The organism is Nitratireductor kimnyeongensis (assembly GCF_019891395.1).
Classification (GTDB): Bacteria; Pseudomonadota; Alphaproteobacteria; order Rhizobiales; family Rhizobiaceae; genus Nitratireductor; species Nitratireductor kimnyeongensis.
In genome coordinates this window covers 1,430,703-1,448,828 of the sequence record NZ_CP078143.1, presented here as the reverse complement: position 1 = coordinate 1,448,828, position 18,126 = coordinate 1,430,703, and the positions used below count along the sequence as shown (strand labels likewise).

The following is an 18,126-nucleotide window of genomic DNA, read 5'->3' as shown; positions in this document are numbered from 1 at the left end:
TGCCCGGTGCTGGAACCGGTGTCGGCGCTGGCCGTTATTTGGCAGCCAAATTTCGGCCCTACTGGTTGGTTATCCAGAAGGGCAAATGTGGAGATCGAACACGATGAATTTTGGGGTAACCGACTTTCTGGCGCGGCAGATTGCCGTTGCAGCGATGGCTTTGGCGACGCTTTGCGCTGCGCCAATAGCAGCCCAGGCTGCCCAGGGCGCCGACCAGATCGCGGCGCATTTTTCCAGCGTGCGCACCATGATGGGCGAGTTCGTGCAGTTCGGACCGCGGGGCGAGCAGACCGGCGGCAAGTTTTACATCGAACGGCCAGGCAAGATCCGTTTCGACTACGAGGAACCGTCCGGCTTCCGCGTCACCTCCGATGGCAGTTCAGTGGTCATCATGAACAAGAAGCTCAACACGGCGGACCTTTACCCCCTTTCGAAAACGCCGTTGAAGCTGCTTCTTGACGAACGCATCGACCTTTCGGGCGACAAGGTTCAGACCGTGCGTGAGGACAATGACCTGACGACGATCAAGATGTCGGACAAGTCGGTCTTCGGAGATTCGACCATTACCATGATGTTCGACACGAATTCATACGACCTTCGTCAGTGGACGATCACCGATGCACAGGGCAAGGACACGACGGTCATGATTTTTAACGTTCAGCAGGGCGTGACCTTCGACCCGAGCGTTTTCAAGATTGACTACCGCCGGGTCGACGCGATGAGCCGTAACAAACGCTGATATCGAAGAATTGAGATCTGGCCGGGCTGTGGACAGTCCGGCCTTTTCCTTTCTGACAGGCCGATCCGCTTGTCATTCTCCGCCGTTCCGGGCAGTTTTGCGCTTCCTGCAAGCTTTCTAGCCCGGACTGCCTTCATGCCTTTCACCATTGCTACCTGGAACATCAACTCCGTGCGGCTGCGTATGCCGCTCGTCGAGCAGTTTCTGGAGCGGTATAGTCCGGACGTTTTGTGTCTTCAGGAAACCAAGTGCGCTGATGACCAGTTTCCCGCCGCCGCTTTCCGGAAGGCTGGATATGAGCACATGGCGATCCATGGCCAGAAGGGCTATCACGGTGTCGCCACGATCGCCCGCCGTCCGCTGAAACTCGTTGAAAAGCGCGCGTTTTGCGGGATGGGCGATAGCCGACACGTCTCCGTTTCTCTGGATGCGGGCGCGGGGCACTCCGTCCTTTTGCACAATTTCTACGTGCCGGCCGGTGGCGATGAGCCGGACCCGGAGATCAATCCGAAGTTTCGCCACAAGCTCGACTTTCTGGCAGAGATGCATGCGCTTCGGGCCGAGCAGAGCGAAAGTTTGGGAACCATTCTCGTCGGCGATCTCAATATCGCACCGCTCGAGACCGATGTCTGGTCGCATAAACAGCTTCTCAAGGTGGTCAGCCATACACCGGTCGAGACTGAAGGTCTTGAACGCCTGCGCAGGGAAGGCGGATGGGTGGATTTGATGCGGCAGATAATTCCGCCAGAAGAGAAAATCTTTACATGGTGGAGCTACCGCGCCAAGGATTGGGCGCTCTCCGACCGTGGACGCAGGCTCGACCATATCTGGTCGTCACCCAATCTTTCACCGGCGTTGAACCGGATCGAAGTGCTGCGCGAGGCGCGTGGGTGGGATCGCCCATCAGACCATGTGCCTGTCATTGCAGGCTTTGATTTCGGCTGATCGGTTTTCCGCCGTTTCGTCTGTTTCTCGGGAAAAAGCTCGTTTTTGAGCGAAAAGGGGCGAATCGCTTCCTGATTCTTCCGAAAAATCAGTCGGTGAATCGATCCGCAATTCTCTCCATCCGGGAGATCATGAGCTGCAAGTTTTCGGCAATTCTCTCATGCAGGCGAATTGCCGTTTCGGGGAACTCTTCGAGGATCCGGTGAAAGCTCGAGCGGCTGATCCTCACCAGGCGGGTTTCACTTTCGGCGACAGCATTTGTCATGCGGCGGCCTTCGGCAATGAGCGCGAATTCGCCTATCATGTCGCCCGGGCCGAGCCTTTCGACAATCTGGCGTTCGCCATCCCTTTCCGTGAACAGCGCAACGTTGCCCGACGCGACGATGAAGGCGCAATCGGCGGGGGCTCCTTCGGCATAGATGTCCCGTCCGGCGGGAAGCGTCATGCTTTCGGCGCCGAATGCCATAAGGCGCAACTGTTCGCGCGTGAATCCCTCAAACAGACCCACGCCGGACAGAATGCGAATGTCATCGTCCAGCGCCATTGACGTTGTCCCCGGCTCGTTCCTGGCGATCCCCGAACGCCTTCATGGCGCAGATTCACGGAACGAGCTTATAACCACCGCTTTCTGTCACAAGAATTTCAGCTTTGGAAGGATCGCGTTCGATCTTTTGCCGAAGACGGTAGACATGGGTCTCGAGCGTGTGAGTGGTAACGCCGGAATTGTATCCCCATACCTCTTCCAGAAGGATGTCGCGCGTCACCACTTTCTGTTCGGCGCGATAGAGGTATTTGATGATCGCGGCTTCCTTCTCCGTCAGGCGGATCTTGCCACCGCGTTCATCGATAAGCAGTTTCTGCGAGGGCTTGAATGTGTAGGGGCCAACGGCGAACGTGGCATCCTCGCTTTGCTCGTGCTGGCGCAGCTGGGCGCGGATGCGAGCGAGAAGCACCGCAAACCGGAATGGCTTGGTCACATAGTCGTTGGCGCCGGCTTCAAGGCCAAGGATCGTGTCCGAATCGGTGTCTTGCGCGGTCAGCATGATGATCGGCGCGCGGTAACCGCCCTTGCGCAGAAGCTTGACCGCCTCACGCCCATCCATATCCGGCAGGCCGACATCCATGATGAGCAGATCGACAATCGCGTTGCGCGCAGACTGAATGCCCTTCGTCGCCGTGTTCTCCTGAAGAATATCGAATTCCTCGTAGAGCGACAGTTGCTCGACGAGTGTCGTCCTCAGGTCTTCGTCATCATCGACGATTAGGATGGTGCGTGACGTCATGATTGTATCCACTATCCAGGAAAAAGACTGCCGATTCAAATGGAATTGCAGTGTTGACCGTTCCCGCTTTATGCGGAACCTAACAGTGCGAAAACACAATGGCGAACATTTGTTCCAATCAATTTAACGTAAGCTGACAGGTGGGTTTTCCTCAAGATGATGTGTAAAGCCGGCAAATCGATTCATCTGATCGAGGTGCGTCGCAGACCGGGGAGGCCGACCGAGGGATTGATGAGGGTGGGCCCCTTCGTCTTCCCATGCGCGCTGGGACGAACGGGCACGACGATGCTGAAGCACGAAGGGGATGGTGCAACTCCGGTCGGAGAATTGCAGCTCCTTTACGGCTATTTTCGTGGTGACAGATCCCCTTCCGGACCACCCAAGTGCCGTTTTTCGCTTCGGCAGATCAAAGCCGGAGATGGGTGGTGCGACGCCTCGGGCGATCGCAATTACAACCGCCCGGTCAAGTTGCCCTACCGGGCCAGCCATGAACGCATGACGCGCGAGGACCGTCTCTACGATATCTGCATGGTGTCGGACTGGAACATGCGGCCGGCGATCCGCAATCGCGGCAGTGCGATCTTCTTTCACATCGCAAAGCCCGGTTTCCCGCCGACCGAGGGCTGCATAGCCGTATCGCCACGGGCCATGGCGCGTATTCTGCTGCTCATTGGCCCGTCAACCCGAATCAGGATTCATCGGTAACCGGCTTTTCGGTGGCCGATGTGTATCAGTCTCCAGCCGGTTGCCGGGCCATTGCGTGATACTCCTCGTTGGGATGCATATCCACGGCAGCTGCCATCCGGTTGGACATGTTGAAGAAGCTCGCCACGGAGGCGATGTCCCAGATGTCTCGCTCAGAGAAACCGGCATCGCGCAAAGCCTGCCGATCCGCTTCCTCGATCCTGGCGGGAGTTTCCGTAAGCTTCACGGCGAAATCGAGCATCGCCTTTTGTCGCGGTTCCAGCTTCGCCGCGCGATAATTCATCACCATGAGTTCGCCAAGCACCGGGTTTCCGGACAGTTGGCGCACGGCCGCTCCATGTGCGGTGAGGCAGTAGAAGCAGTGGTTGATGCTTGAGACCGCGACGGCGATCATTTCGCGTTCGAGCTTCGTCAGACCCGAATCACCCAGCATAAGATCGTTGTACATCTGCGTGAACGCGCGAAGCTTGTTTTCGTCGAACGCGTAGGCGCGCAGCACATTGGGTACGAGCCCGAGCTTCTCCTCGCATTTTTCGAAATAGGCCCGGGTTTCGTCGCTCAGCGTTTCGAGTGGAGGAAAATGAAGGGCAGTGACCGGTTTCGTCATGATGCAGACACCCTTTCGATAGGAATAAATTTGTAATCAGCGTGCACGGTGGAATGACGGGTCGTCAAACCGCTTTTGTCTGAATACGATGGGCCAGTTTGGTCAACCAACAGGGATTTTCGGCATGGTAGCCAAAGCCAAGACCTCCAAGACCGCAAAAAAGGGCGCGCCGATGGGCAAGGTGCTGCAAGAGATCATCAGCGCGCGGACCCCGGCGGAGGATCTGCGCCCATATGACGATGCAGCGCTGTTGCGCGCCGCCGAGGATGCGGTGTCCGCGATCAAGGCGCACAAGCCGGGAACCAGCGTTGTCCGGATCGACAACGCCTCCGGGGTTGAGCGGTTGGGGCGGGCGGTGAGCCTTTTGACGGTCGTGAACGACAATATGCCGTTCCTGTTCGACTCGGTCCTGGGTGAATTGAGCGATTTCGGCGTCGAGGCGATACTCGTTGCCCATCCGGTTCTTCTGGTTCGACATGGCAAGAAGGGCGTCGAGGATATCGTTGGCGATGCAGCCGGTACGAAACCCGCAGCCGATGAGGATAAGATCAGCCTCATTCACGTGCATCTTCCCAGATTGTCCGATGATCAATGCAGGGAGCTGGAAACGCGCCTCAACGCGACACTGGCGCAGGTCCGTGCGGCAGTCGTGGACTGGAAGCCGATGCTTGCGCGGCTCGACCAGCAGATCACGGAATTGCGTTATGCGCCGGTACCGCTGGAAAAGGATGCGGTCGCTGAAGCCGTAGCCTTCCTGGAATGGTTGCGCGATGACAATTTCACGTTCCTTGGCATGCGCGAGTTCCGCTATTCGGGCGGTGCTGAAAGCGGCACGCTGGAGCGCGCCAACAAGAAAGGGCTTGGCATTCTGGCCGATCCGGATGTGCTTGTGTTGCGTCGGGGCAAGGAAGCGGTTTCCACCACCCCTGAAATCCGCGCATTCCTCCATGGTCCAGATCCGTTCATTGTGACCAAGGCGAACGCCAAATCGGTGGTCCATCGCCGCGCCTACCTCGACTATATCGGGATCAAGACCTTTGACGACAAAGGCAAGCTGACAGGCGAGCTGCGCATAGTCGGCCTGTTCACCTCCACCGCCTACACGCGGTCGGTAATGAAGATACCCTATCTGCGCTCCAAGGCTGAAACGGTGATCGCCAAATCCGGGTTCGCACCGACCGACCATTCCGGCAAGGCGTTGATCAACGTTCTGGAATCCTATCCGCGCGACGAGCTTTTCCAGATAGGTCTGCCGATACTGCGCAAACACGCCGAGGCAATTCTCGCTCTGGGCGAGCGTCCGCGTGTCCGTGCGCTGTATCGCATCGACCAGTTCGACCGGTTTGTCTCCGTCATCGTTTTCGTTCCGCGCGACCGCTATGATTCACAGGTGCGCATCGAGATCGGTCAGTATCTCAAGACCCTCTTCAAGGGGCGCGTTTCGGCCTATTACCCGGCCTTTCCGGAAGGATCGCTGGCGCGCGTTCACTTCATCATCGGGCGCTCGGGTGGCAAGACGCCGCGCATCGATACCGACACACTTGAAGACGGCATCCGCAAGATTGTCCGGACCTGGGATGATGCGCTCCAGGAGGCGCTTGAGGAATCCGGTGCCGATCGCGGGCTGGCGGTGATCGCCGGATCCTTCCCTGAAAGCTACCGCAACGGGTTTTCCGCGAGTTCGGCGCTGATCGACGCTGGCCGCATGGCGACGCTGTCGGCGGACAATTCCATTGCCATCGATTTTCATCGTCATGAAGACCAGGGCGAGACGCAGGCCGCACTCAAGATCTATCACTTCGGAACGCCCGTGCCTTTGACCGAGCGTGTACCGCTGCTTGAAAACATGGGTTTCAAGGTCATCTCCGAGCGCACCTTCGAGATGGGGGATGCCGATGATGAGGATAGCGCGCAGATCTTCATCCACGACATGGAGCTGGAAAATGCCTTTGATGGGCCGATTGATCTCTCCGACAGCGGCACGCTTTTCGAGGAAATGTTTCTTTCGGTCTGGCGCGGTGAACACGACAATGACCGGCTGAACGCATTGGCGCAGACGGCACGACTGCGCGTCGATGAAATCGCGATATTGCGGGCCTATAGCCGCTACCTGCACCAGGCGAGCATCCCGCAAAGTCAGGACTTCATTGCGGCGACAATGAACCGCTATCCGCACATTGCGCGGAAGCTGTTCGAACTGTTCGTGTTGCGCTTCGATCCGGCGAAGGCCGGCAAGTCCAAGGTGCGCGATGAGATTTCGGCGTTGAAAGCTGCGATCGAGGCGGATCTGGATGCGGTGCCCAACCTGGACGACGATACGATCGTCCGGCGTTTCCTCAACCTGATCGAGGCGACGCTGCGGACCAATCATTATCGACCGAAGGCCGATGATGCGGTGCGTTCGCTGGCATTGAAATTCGATTCTCGCGCGATCACCGGCCTGCCGCAGCCTCGACCGTGGCGCGAGATTTTCGTCTACGGGCCGGAGGTGGAGGGTGTTCACCTTCGCTTTGGGCCGGTGGCACGCGGCGGCCTGCGCTGGTCTGACCGGGCGCAGGATTATCGCACCGAGGTGCTGGGTCTCGTGAAGGCGCAGCAGGTGAAGAATGCGGTGATCGTGCCAGTGGGAGCGAAGGGCGGGTTCTACCCGCGTCGCCTGCCGGAGAATGGCAGCCGTCAGGAGGTGTTCGAAGCAGGACGTGCGGCCTATATCAACTTCATCTCCAGCCTTCTGTCGCTGACCGACAATCTGGATGGAGACAAGGTCATTCCGCCAGAAGGTGTGGTCCGCCACGATGGCAATGATCCGTATTTCGTGGTGGCGGCGGACAAGGGGACGGCGACCTTCTCCGACACGGCCAATGCGATCAGCCAGGCGCATGACTTCTGGCTGGATGACGCTTTCGCCTCCGGCGGTTCTGCCGGTTATGACCACAAGAAGATGGGCATCACCGCGCGTGGCGCGTGGGAAGCCGTGAAGCGGCATTTCCGCGAGATGAACCGTGACATTCAGTCGGAATCCTTCACCGCCGTTGGCGTGGGCGACATGTCCGGCGACGTGTTCGGCAATGGCATGCTGCTGTCGACCTGCACCAAGGTGGTGGCGGCGTTCGACCACCGGGACATCTTCATCGATCCTGATCCCGATCCGGCCGTGTCCTATGCCGAGCGCAAGCGTCTCTTCGACATGGGGCGTTCGAGCTGGCAGGACTACGACCAGAGCAAGCTGTCCAAGGGCGGCATCATCGTTTCGCGGGCCCAGAAATCGATCACGCTCAGCAAGGCGGCTGCCGACGCCATAGGGCTCGACAAGACCACCGCCTCGCCGACCGAGATCATGACCGCGATCCTGAAGGCGCCGGTCGATCTCCTGTGGTTTGGTGGCATTGGCACCTATGTCCGCTCGCACAATGAGAGCAACCAGGAGGTGGGTGACCGGGCCAATGACGCGATCCGCGTGACCGCGCGTGAAGTGGGTGCAAAAGTGATTGGCGAGGGCGCCAATCTGGGCATGACGCAGCTTGCGCGCATCGAATTCGGCCTGAATGGCGGGCGTTGCAATTCCGACGCCATCGACAATTCCGGCGGCGTGAACTCCTCTGACGTGGAGGTGAACATCAAGATCGCGCTGGCGGCAGCCATGCGTTCGGGCGCGCTGGCGCGGCCGGCACGTGACAAGCTTCTGGCCGAGATGACCGACGAGGTTGCCGAGCTGGTTCTCGCCAACAACTACCAGCAGACGCTGGCGATCTCGCAGGTGCAGAAGCGTGGCATGCCGGAAATGCCGCATCAGGCGCGGATGATGACCCTGTTCGAGCAGCGCGGGCTGCTGGACCGCGCGGTGGAGTTTCTGCCCGGGCCGCAGGAACTGGCGGACCGGGAAAGCCGGGGCGAGCCTTTGACTCGCGCCGAAGTGGGCGTGCTTCTGGCCTATGCGAAAATCGTGCTCTTCGACGAGATCGTCGCCAGCGAGGTGCCGGATGCGCCCCATCTGGAGGGGGATCTTTTCGCCTATTTCCCAAGCCGCATGGCGAAGAAATACGAAGGCGAAATCCGTTCGCATCGGCTGAAGCGCGAGATCATTGCCACGGAACTGGCCAATGACGTGATCAATCGCGGGGGGCCGAGTTTCGTGACCCGGCTGCAGGACCTGACAGGCCGTCCGGCCGCCGATATCGTCGCGGCCTTCGCGGTGGTGCGCGAGGGGTTTGAACTGCGCAGGATTTACAAGGCCATCGACGCGCTCGACAACCAGATCGACGGAATGGCGCAGCTCGATCTCTACCAGTTCGTCTGGCGTCTGATCTATTCGGCGACTTCCTGGCAGCTCAAGAACCACAGTGACAAGGAGGCTGTAGGCGCGCGGATCGACCGGCTACGGGCGGCGCGAAAGGCGCTGGAAGGCAAGCTCATGCCGATGCTGCCGGCCTTCATGCGCGAACGCCTGGAAACGCGGCGGGGGCAGCTCGTGACGTTGGGAGCGCCGGAGGATCTGGCGAAGAAACTTGCCTCCCTATCGGTCGCGGAGATGGTGCCGGATATCGAACTGGTGGCGGAGAAAGCCGGTGCGCCGCTGGAAAAGGCGGCGAAAGCGTTTTTCGGCATTACAGATGCATTTCGAATCGGGCGCATCGAGGATGCGGCGCACACGATCGTGCCTTCGGACTATTATGACGGGCTGGCGCTGTTCCGCGCGACCGACATGATCAGCGCGGCGCGTCGCGGGATGACGATCGCGGCCTTGAACGACTACGGCAAGGAGGAGGATCCGGCGGAGAAGTGGGTCGAGGCCGGTGGCGAGCATGTGGTGCGGGTGCGCGAGCGGCTGCAGTCCCTCGTGGAAGGGGGCGATATCAGCGTTTCGCGCCTTACCGTGGCCTCCGGTCTGATGAGCGATCTGAGTGTCTGATCGCGCCGGGGCGCCGGAAGACGCCGGGATGAGCCCTCGACCGGTGGAGCATGGAACCGTGCCCCGCCGTGGTATCTGGGGATGGATGTTGTTCGACTGGGCGCAACAGCCCTTTCACACGCTCATCATCACCTTTGTCTTCGCGCCCTATTTCGCTTCCGCCGTCGCGCCCGATGCGGCACGGGGGCAGGAATTGTGGGGGCTCGCCACGGGAATTGGCGGGCTCGCCATCGCGCTTTCCTCGCCGGTTCTGGGCGCGATTGCCGATGCTACGGGGCCGCGCAAGCCGTGGACCCTGGTGTTCTCGGTGATTGGGGTTCTGGCCTGCGCTTCGCTCTGGTTTGCCGCGCCGGGAGGCGGGCATGTGGGCCTTGTTCTTCTGGCTGTGGCGCTGGCCGTGTTTGGCATGGAGTTTGCCGCCGTCTTCAACAATGCGATGATGCCCGATCTCGTGCCGCGCTCGGAGCTGGGGCGGCTTTCGGGCTCTGCCTGGGGGCTGGGGTATCTCGGTGGGCTCCTGTCGCTGGTGCTCGTGCTCGGCTTCATGGCGGCACAGCCCGATACGGGCCGCACGCTTCTGGGGCTGGAGCCGGTCTTCGGGCTCGATGCGGCCGCACGGGAGGGCGACCGGGCGGCGGGGCCGCTGACGGGCCTATGGTATGCGCTTTTCGTGTTGCCGATGTTCCTCTTCACGCCCGATGCGCCACGCCGCAAGGCGGCGGCAGGGGCGATCCGCGAAGGGCTTGGCCGCTTGGGCGCCACGCTGAAGCGGCTGCCGGGCGAGCGCAGCTATTTCAGCTTTCTTCTGTCGTCCATGTTTTACCGCGATGCGCTGAACGCGCTTTATGCCTTCGGCGGCATCTATGCGGCGGGGGTGCTCAACTGGTCGATCACGCAGATCGGGCTTTTCGGGATTCTCGCTAATGTCACCGGTGCGCTGGGCGCGTGGCTGGGCGGGCGGTTGGACAGGCGTTTCGGCCCCAAGCTCGTGGTGAGCGTGTCCATCGTGGTGCTGACCTTATGCGCGCTTCTGGTGATTTCCACCACGCGCGATGAGCTTTTGTTCATGCCGATCAGCGGGGCTGGCGCAAGCAGCCTGCCGGATATCGCCTTCTTCGTGGCAGGAGCTTTCATCGGCGCTGCGGGCGGGTCGATCCAGGCCGCGTCGCGCACGCTGCTGGTCGATCAGGTTTCGCGCGAGCGGGTGACGGAGGCGTTCGGGCTTTACGCGCTGTCGGGCAAGGCGACGACCTTTATCGGGCCGTTCGCCATTGCAATTGCCACGGGATATTTCGCCTCGGAAGCCTTTGGGCTTTCCGTCGAGGATGCGCAGCGGCTCGGCGTGACGCCGATCCTGGCGCTGTTCCTCATCGGGCTTGTGCTTCTGCCGCTTGTCGAGAGCCGCCATCAGGAGGCGGGCGCCTCCTGATCCTTGGTAGTCAATGCTCTAGTGGCGGAAGTGGCGCATGCCGGTCATGACCATGGCGATGCCATGCTCATCGGCGGCGGCGATGACCTCGTCGTCGCGCATGGAGCCGCCCGGCTGGATGACCGCAGTGGCGCCGGCCTCGACTGCGGAGAGAAGCCCGTCGGCAAAGGGGAAGAACGCATCCGACGCGACAACGGAGCCTTTCGTCAACGGCTCGGAATTGCCAGCAGCTTCTGCTGCGTCTTCGGCCTTGCGGGCAGCGATGCGGGCGGAATCGACACGGCTCATCTGGCCGGCACCCACGCCCACGGTCGCGCCATCGCGCACATAGACGATGGCGTTCGATTTCACGTGTTTGGCGACGCGGAAGGCGAAGACGAGATCGGCCATTTCCTTTTCGCTCGGCGCGCGCTTGGTCACGACCTTGAGGTCGAGATCGTCGACAACGCCATTGTCGCGCGACTGGACGAGCAGGCCCCCAGCAACGGTCTTGACCGCAAGACCGGGTGCGCGCGGATCGGCAAGCCCGCCTGTGACGAGGAGGCGCAGGTTCTTCTTGGCGGCGACGATGGCGCGGGCCTCTTCGCTCGCATCGGGCGCGATGATGACCTCGGTGAAGATCTTGACGATCTCGGTGGCCGCTTCCGCGTCGAGGGGGCGGTTGAGCGCGACGATGCCGCCGAAGGCGGAGACGGGATCGCAGGCGAGCGCCTTCTCATAGGCCTCGCGCAGCGTCGCGCCTTCGGCCACGCCGCAGGGATTGGCGTGTTTGATGATGGCAACGGCGGCGGAGCGTTCCGGCGAAAATTCGGAGACGAGCTCGAAGGCGGCGTCCGTATCGTTGATGTTGTTGTAGGAGAGCTGTTTGCCCTGAAGCTGGGTCGCGGTGGCGACGCCGGGCCGGCTGTCGCCGGTGACATAGAAGCCAGCCGTCTGGTGCGGATTCTCGCCGTAGCGCATCACTTCCCTGAGCCTGCCACCGACAGCGCGGAAATCCGGTGCATTGACCTCGAGCGCTTCAGCGAACCAGCCGGAGATTGCCGCGTCATAGGCAGCGGTGCGGGCGAATGCCTTGGCGGCGAGCTCCTGGCGCAGGCGGTAGGGCAGGGCGCCATCGTTTTCGGCGAGCGCTTCAAGAATACGGGCATAGTCGGCGGGTTCGGTCACCACGGCCACATAGGCGTGGTTCTTGGCTGCCGCGCGCAGCATGGCCGGGCCGCCAATGTCGATGTTCTCGACCGTGGTTGGATAATCGCCGCCACCGAACCGCACCTCTTCGAACGGGTAGAGATTGATGACCAGAAGGTCGATAGCGGCAATCTCGTGTTCCTTCATCGCGCTCGCATGGTCTGCATCGTCACGAATCCCGAGCAGGCCGCCATGAACCCCCGGGTGCAGTGTCTTCACGCGCCCGTCCATGATCTCGGGAAAGCCGGTCAGCTCTGAAACGTCGCGCACGGGAATGCCTTCGCCGGAGAGCGTCTTGGACGTGCCGCCGGTGGAGACAATCTCGACATTGCGGCCCGAAAGCGCGCGGGCGAAATCGACGATGCCGCTCTTGTCGGAGACCGACAGAAGCGCACGGCGGACGGGAACGAGATCGGGTGCGGGAATATTCTTGGCGGCAACGGACATGCGAGGCGGCTCCGGCTTTCGGGGAAAGAATGTGGGGGACGTACCGGCAGGCGGAGTTCAAATCAAGCTTGGCAGCAGGCGATTGGCTATTTTGGCTCATTATCGGCTTGCATCGGCTGTGAAAAAGGGCACTGGCGCTCGGCATGAGCGAAAAACCTGAGATCCTCTATGCCAGTGAGCCAGACCTTGAGGCCCGCGCGTTTGGACGGGTGCTGCAGGAATTAGGGCTTGCCGCGATCGGACCCATTGACGATGAAGCACGACTTAAGCGCATGATCGCGGGTGCCGGGCTCATCGTGACCGCGCGGCGAAATGTGAAAGAAAAGCCGCTCGTGGGCTCGCCCGTCGTGCGACAGACTTTTCGTGGTGTGCCTATCTCTCCGATCTTGCCGTGTCTTCGAAAGCGCAGGAGCGAGGATCGGCCTACTCGACAATGGCGGATGCCTATGGCAATCAAAGCCCGACTTTCGACAGTTGATATAAAAATTTTGCGGCGCAATCGGAATTTATCCGCATATTTTGTTGACTATATGTCAAATTTCTGCAAATTATCCTGAAATTGGATTTGCGGAAGAATTGCCATGGATCAGATCGACCAAAAAATCGTGACCCTGCTGGCTGAGGATGCGCGCCGCTCGCTCGCCGATATTGGTGGCGTGGTGGGGCTTTCCGCGTCAGCCGTCAATGAACGGATCCGGCGGCTGGTCGCCAGTGGCGTGATCCGGCGCTTTACGGTCGATGCCGATCCGGCGGCGCTGGGCTGTCCGGTGCTCGTCTTCATCTGGGTGTCGCTGGTTCAGAACGTCAATGAAGAGGCTTTCCGGGTGTTTGCCGCTGCGCACAAGGCAGTGGAGGAATGCCATCATGTGACGGGGCCGTGGTCCTATCTCATCAAGGCACGCGTGCCATCGCTCTCCGATGTGGAAAGCGTTCTCGAAGACATGAAGAAGCATGGGTTCCTGGCCCGCAGCGAGTCTGTCGTCGCCCTGTCGACGGTAGAGCCGGGATCCTTCGCGCCGGTCGAAAAGGGCTGACATCTTGGACGCGCTGCTTTTCGGCAAGAGCCTCCTGCTCGGGCTGGCCGTCGCGGCGCCGCTCGGTCCGATCGGTGCTCTATGCGTGAACAGAACGCTGGAACATGGCCTTTGGGCAGGTATGGCTGGCGGTCTGGGCACGGCCCTTGCCGATGCTGTCTATGCGGCGCTGGCGGCGATCGGATTTGCAGCCTTTGCTGCGGCTCTCGCGGTGGTCGATGTGCCGCTCAAGCTTGTCGGCGGAGCGTTTCTGGCGTGGCTTGGGTGGAAAAGCTTTTCGCCCGCACCCCTGCGGGCAGCGGCCACAGTGCGGGCCAGCAATCTCTTCGGGACCGCTGCCGCCACCTTTTTTCTGACGATCACCAATCCAATGACCATTTTGGCCTTTGCGGCCATGTTTGCTGGTCTTGGACTGGCAGATTCTCCACAGCCCGCAGATGCGGCGGTCGTGGTGACAGGGGTCTTTCTGGGCTCGCTTCTCTGGTGGTTCTTTCTGAGCGGTGGCGTGGCATTGGCGCGCGCACGGTTGCCTGACGCCGTTTCGCTATGGGTATCGCGGATCTCCGGTTTGATCCTGCTGGCATTTGCGGCTTTCGCGATAGGCTCCGTGATGCGAAATTATCTCTGACGGTCTTTGTCAGATTGCCATTCGCTGGGCGTGGTGCCGGTGATGCGTCGAAACTCGCGATTGAAATTGGATTTCGTGTGGAAGCCGCTCGAGAGCATGGCCTCGGTGACATTTGCACCACCTTCCAGCGCGCGGCAGGCGTGGTGGATGCGATGCCGGTTGATATAGCGCGAAACGTTTTCGCCGCTTACCAGGTTGATGGCCGAGGAGAGCTGCTTCGCCGGTACGTGCAGCCGCCGGGCAAGCCGCGAAAGCGTGAGAGACGGATCGAGATAGAGCCGGTCAGCCTGAAGAAGGGCATCGAGCCGTTGGACGAGATGGGCGTCCTGTTCGCTCGGGTTCTGTGCCTGTTCAGGCCGCTGGGGCTCTGCCTCGCCGATTGCACTTGGCGAAACTGCGAGCAGGCCTATGGCAAGAAGCGCGGCCGACGAAAACACGCTGACGATGATCGGCGGCAGCCAAGCTTCTCCGGTTATGAAGGCCAAAGCTATAAGTGCGTCGCTCAGCGCCGACAGGATGAGAGCGAGGGCAATGCCACGCCAGATACGGGCCGGCAGGCGTCCAGACTCGAGGCGTGCAAGAGGCAGATCTTCGCAACTTCGGTGTAGCCTCGCAAGGATTGCGAAGCCGTACAGAACGAAGATGGCAGGCACCACCATGTCCAGAGTGTCGGGCGCGAAAATCACACAGAAGGCCGCGAAGCCCGGCGGCAACAAATGCACGAGATCGCGTGGCAATGAGAATGGGCGGAAGGAGGCCGTCTGAAACGCCAGCCATGTCAGCGGCGGCACGAATGTGGCTGTGATGGGCTGAAAAGGCAGAAGAGCCGCAACGCCGTAGTGCTGGCGCAGAGACACGATGAGGCTTTGCACTGCGCAGGCCACGAGCAGCGTCATCAGAAATGGTGGGCGTTCGCTGGACGTGGCGATCCGGATCAGTAGCCCGCCGAGGACGAGTGCAACGATCATTGGAATGGGAAGAGCCAGCATGGATCGTGTTCGCTCGTTGCTGCAAGGGTTTGGCTTGTGCCATCGGTGCCGTCCGGTGGCAATGTTTGCCGAAGCGCTGGTGGTTTAGCAAGCACACACGCCCATTGGGAAACCATGGTCCGAAAACCGGATTTGCGCGTCCTGAAACCGGTTTCAGGACGCGGAAGAGGTGCGGGCTGAGCAGATTGACGTCATCCAGATGAAAGGATGACGGATATGAAAGAACTGCTTTCGGCTTTTCTCATCAGCATGGGCCTGACGGGCGCAGCCATGGGCGAACCCTATGCCGGATATGACAGGCTGACGGTGAAGGCGGATCACCGGCCCTCCGTGCTGGCGGCCTCGGTGTGGTATCCGGCGGGGACGCCCACCTATCGGGGGCTGGTGGGAGACAATGCCGTGTTTGAAGGCACATCCGCCTATGTGGGTGCGGCGGTGGCGGAAGGAACGTTTCCGCTCTTCGTGCTCTCGCATGGCTCGGGTGGCAACATGGACGCCATTTCCTGGCTTTCCTCCGCTCTTGTCCTTCGCGGGGCGATGGTGCTGGCGATCAATCATCCCGGCAGCACATCGGGCGATTCTTCTCCCCGGCGTTCACTGCAACTCGACGAGCGGGCAGCCGACCTCAGCGCGGCACTCGACACATTGCTTGGCGAGCGCACGTTTGCCGAACACGTGGATCGGTCGCGCATTGCATCGCTTGGTTTTTCGCTCGGCGGCGCCACGGCGCTGAACCTTGCCGGGCTGCGTTTCGACCGCGATGCCTATGAGGACTATTGCGCGCGAATAGGCGAGCACGGTCAGGACTGTGTGTTCTTCGCCAAGGGGGGCGTGGATCTCGCGGCGCTTCCCGAGGGGTTCGCCGCCGACATGCGCGATGATCGCATCACGCGGGCCATCGCCATCGATCCGGGCATGACGTATGCCGCCACGTCCGCAAGCATCGGCAGAATGAAGACGCCCGTGCTGCTCATCAATCTCGGTGAAGCGAATCTGTTCAAGGCTGCGGATGTGGGGCCGGACGGGAGCGATCTGGCCAGACGATTGCCCTCGGCGCTGCTCAAGACGATTGCGCCCGCCCATCACTTCACATTCCTCGCGGAGTGCAAGGCGGAAGGCGCGGCTATGCTGGCCGCGGAGAAGGACGACCCTGTGTGCGACGATCCCGAAGGGACCGATCGGGCAGCGGTTCACGAGGCGATTGTCGATGAGATCGCGGCGTTTTCCGGGCTTTGATCTGGCCGGATCATGTGGGGAGTTTGAGCAGGCATTGCTGCATTGCCGTGGTGTGTGGTCCGACAAGCTCACCATGAGGGTGGTGGTGGCTGGCAAACCCGCACCACGGCTTGTCGGTTCGTTCCGCGGCACCCTCGAAGCAGCATCCCCGCCCCTCATGGTGAGCTTGTCGAACCACCCACCACGCCCAATCTGGGCTGAACTAGCTGTTGCCGTTGATGGCGTGTGTCTTGCGCAATTGCCATCGGATCTCTGGATGCTCGGAGGCTGTGGTGTAGAGAACGATCTGGCGGCTCCTGCGGGGGCCGCCAAGGCCGGCGAAGAAGATCGATTCCTCGACCACCGGGACGATGCCTTCAACGGTGAAGAGCCAAGTGTCGGTGGCCTCACCGGCGAGAATGTGACGCCCTTCCGGATCACGGAAAATGTCGATGTCGGGGTGGATATGAAAACGCACGGCCACCGCGTCGTTGCCGATTGCTGTCGAAGCAGAGCCGTCGGGCCTGACCACACGGTCCACGCCTTCGAGCACTGCGCCTTCCTCCGACAAGGACAGGGCGCGTTCGTGGATGAGCCCGAAGCGTGAGACATAGCCGTTGTGACTGGCGGTGAAGCGCTGGGCACCGGCCCCGTCGTCGCGCCGGCATTCGACCTTGCGCGGACCGCCGATCAACGGCGTGCCAATCAGGTCGCTCCACTGCGATGAAAGGCTGAAGCGTGCCTGTGACGTGTCGTTGAGCGTGATTGTCGAGTGCGCCGCCGTTGTCCGCGCCAGCGGGCGGTAGCTGTCGTCGCCGTAATTGTCGATACCGCTGTTGACCACAAACTGATGGCGGCCGGACGACAACTCGAACGACAGGCAACCCGCATGGGCGAAATGGGAAAGGTCGGCAGGTGGCGGCGCGGCCGTGTCGGCGATGACGGTGGTGGCACCAAGCGCCAGACGCTCGTAGCCTGAATGCGGCGCATGCAGAAGCGGTGCACCGCCGGTATCGTCGTAGCGCAGGATGGCGGCGACACTGTCGTGCTGGGTGATACCCATGCCGTTGAAACGGGCGATGGACCCATCGCGATGGCGAAAGAAGCGCAAAGCCGGAAGCATGCGTTCGACGGCGTCGATGAGCGCCTGCGGGGGCTGTTCGGCCTGGTTCGTATAGGTCTGCCGAAGCGGTAGAAGGTCGGTCAGAAGCTCCATGATTGCGCGTGGATTGCGCGAGACATGGCCACCATCGGCAAGGATCTGTCGCTCCAGCTCCTGGGCAAGATTGCGGCTCGCGGCCTTCACCGCCGTGGCGGGTGCGGGCAGCGATAGCGCACAGTATGCCAGCGCGATGCGCGCGCGCAATCGGTCTTCGCCGTCGGGCATCTCCCGGGCATTTGTGCGCAGATAGCGCATCTGCACAGCGAGCATTTTCAGGAACTGACGGTAGAACGGGAGTTCGGCGCCCTGCAACACGACGGAAGAATGCTGCAGCCATGCGATGACGCGCCGGGAGGTGGTGCCGGGTTCCCATGGTACCCCGGAGATACGCTTGCCGTGGAGGGACATCCATTCTTCCACAAGCGCGCGGGCATTGGCTGAGGCGAGATCGCTTTGGGCGGCGCGCATATGGCGCAACCAGCGAAAACTGTGCAGCGCGTCCTGCCAGGCGAGGTCAGTGATCGGCATGCGGAAGGGTGACTGGCCGCGCGTTTCAACGAGCTGGCCGGCCAGGAGGAACTGGCCGTGATAGATGTCACGCGCAACCTGGGGGTCAGCGATGCGCAGGTCCGGCGGCGCAATCAGCACACGTTCCGGCGTGCGGCCGGAATAGCGCCAGCGATAGGATGGACCCGCGCGCAGACGCCGCCGCAGGCGCGCCCATGCCTGCCGCGCAACAAGGCCCCACAGCTCGTGGGGGGAATGTCCCCGTGCTTGATCCACCGACCGACTTTTCTTTCCGTGACCCCAAATCAGCTGAGAGTCTAGTTGATTCAAGGATTTGTG

General features: G+C 61.1%; 15 protein-coding genes. 9 read left to right on the top strand and 6 right to left on the bottom strand.

Features of this window, described 5'->3' with window-relative positions:
- Positions 1-103: 103 nt before the first annotated feature.
- Positions 104-739, top strand: coding sequence for an outer membrane lipoprotein carrier protein LolA (locus tag KW403_RS06810; RefSeq protein WP_223021968.1), 636 nt, complete (start codon positions 104-106; stop codon positions 737-739).
- A 135-nt stretch (positions 740-874) separates the two neighbouring features.
- Positions 875-1,684, top strand: a complete 810-nt coding sequence (locus KW403_RS06805) for an exodeoxyribonuclease III (protein WP_223021967.1) — start codon at positions 875-877, stop codon at positions 1,682-1,684.
- 88 nt (positions 1,685-1,772) lie between these two features.
- Here KW403_RS06805 and KW403_RS06800 read toward each other — a convergent pair whose 3' ends face one another.
- Both KW403_RS06800 and KW403_RS06795 read right to left on the bottom strand, forming a co-directional pair.
- Positions 1,773-2,228 carry a cyclic nucleotide-binding domain-containing protein gene (locus KW403_RS06800; RefSeq protein WP_223021966.1) on the bottom strand — a complete coding sequence of 152 codons (456 nt, stop codon included), beginning with the start codon at positions 2,226-2,228 and terminating at the stop codon, positions 1,773-1,775.
- 55 nt (positions 2,229-2,283) lie between these two features.
- Positions 2,284-2,967: a response regulator transcription factor gene (locus KW403_RS06795; protein WP_025031550.1), complete on the bottom strand. Its 684-nt coding sequence runs from the start codon at positions 2,965-2,967 to the stop codon at positions 2,284-2,286.
- Between the two features lie 156 nt (positions 2,968-3,123).
- On the opposite strand from KW403_RS06795, the gene KW403_RS06790 reads away from it, so the two are divergent.
- Positions 3,124-3,672, top strand: coding sequence for a L,D-transpeptidase family protein (locus KW403_RS06790; protein ID WP_223021965.1), 549 nt, complete (start codon positions 3,124-3,126; stop codon positions 3,670-3,672).
- Positions 3,673-3,697: 25 nt separating this feature from the next.
- Here the strand turns inward: KW403_RS06790 and KW403_RS06785 are convergent, their stop codons facing one another.
- The gene (locus KW403_RS06785; RefSeq protein ID WP_223021964.1) at positions 3,698-4,279 is read right to left on the bottom strand and encodes a peroxidase-related enzyme; all 582 of its coding nucleotides are present in this window, start codon (positions 4,277-4,279) and stop codon (positions 3,698-3,700) included.
- Between the two features lie 124 nt (positions 4,280-4,403).
- On the opposite strand from KW403_RS06785, the gene KW403_RS06780 reads away from it, so the two are divergent.
- Positions 4,404-9,188 (top strand): NAD-glutamate dehydrogenase, encoded by a 4,785-nt coding sequence (locus KW403_RS06780; protein ID WP_223021963.1) that lies wholly within the window; start codon positions 4,404-4,406, stop codon positions 9,186-9,188.
- Positions 9,189-9,216: 28 nt separating this feature from the next.
- The gene (locus KW403_RS06775) at positions 9,217-10,617 is read left to right on the top strand and encodes an MFS transporter (RefSeq protein ID WP_223021962.1); all 1,401 of its coding nucleotides are present in this window, start codon (positions 9,217-9,219) and stop codon (positions 10,615-10,617) included.
- Between the two features lie 18 nt (positions 10,618-10,635).
- Here the strand turns inward: KW403_RS06775 and purH are convergent, their stop codons facing one another.
- Positions 10,636-12,252 (bottom strand): bifunctional phosphoribosylaminoimidazolecarboxamide formyltransferase/IMP cyclohydrolase, encoded by a 1,617-nt coding sequence (gene purH, locus KW403_RS06770; protein WP_223021961.1) that lies wholly within the window; start codon positions 12,250-12,252, stop codon positions 10,636-10,638.
- 143 nt (positions 12,253-12,395) lie between these two features.
- Here purH and KW403_RS06765 point away from each other — a divergent pair, with 143 nt between their 5' ends.
- The 3 genes from KW403_RS06765 to KW403_RS06755 are packed head-to-tail and all read left to right on the top strand — an operon-like array spanning position 12,396 to position 13,914.
- Positions 12,396-12,809 carry a hypothetical protein gene (locus tag KW403_RS06765; RefSeq protein WP_223021960.1) on the top strand — a complete coding sequence of 138 codons (414 nt, stop codon included), beginning with the start codon at positions 12,396-12,398 and terminating at the stop codon, positions 12,807-12,809.
- Positions 12,810-12,833: 24 nt separating this feature from the next.
- Complete coding sequence (locus KW403_RS06760; protein WP_223021959.1) at positions 12,834-13,286, top strand: Lrp/AsnC family transcriptional regulator; 453 nt, start codon at positions 12,834-12,836, stop codon at positions 13,284-13,286.
- A 4-nt stretch (positions 13,287-13,290) separates the two neighbouring features.
- A complete protein-coding gene (locus tag KW403_RS06755; RefSeq protein WP_223021958.1) occupies positions 13,291-13,914 on the top strand; it encodes a LysE family translocator in 624 nt (207 codons plus the stop codon).
- Here the strand turns inward: KW403_RS06755 and KW403_RS06750 are convergent.
- Positions 13,905-14,903 carry an AraC family transcriptional regulator gene (locus KW403_RS06750; protein ID WP_223021957.1) on the bottom strand — a complete coding sequence of 333 codons (999 nt, stop codon included), beginning with the start codon at positions 14,901-14,903 and terminating at the stop codon, positions 13,905-13,907. The two genes, KW403_RS06755 and KW403_RS06750, sit on opposite strands and share 10 nt — an antisense overlap.
- A 216-nt stretch (positions 14,904-15,119) precedes the next feature.
- Here KW403_RS06750 and KW403_RS06745 point away from each other — a divergent pair, with 216 nt between their 5' ends.
- The gene (locus KW403_RS06745; protein WP_223021956.1) at positions 15,120-16,139 is read left to right on the top strand and encodes an alpha/beta hydrolase family protein; all 1,020 of its coding nucleotides are present in this window, start codon (positions 15,120-15,122) and stop codon (positions 16,137-16,139) included.
- Between the two features lie 202 nt (positions 16,140-16,341).
- Here the strand turns inward: KW403_RS06745 and KW403_RS06740 are convergent, their stop codons facing one another.
- Complete coding sequence (locus KW403_RS06740) at positions 16,342-18,063, bottom strand: heparinase II/III family protein (RefSeq protein WP_223021955.1); 1,722 nt, start codon at positions 18,061-18,063, stop codon at positions 16,342-16,344.
- Positions 18,064-18,126 lie beyond the last annotated feature (63 nt).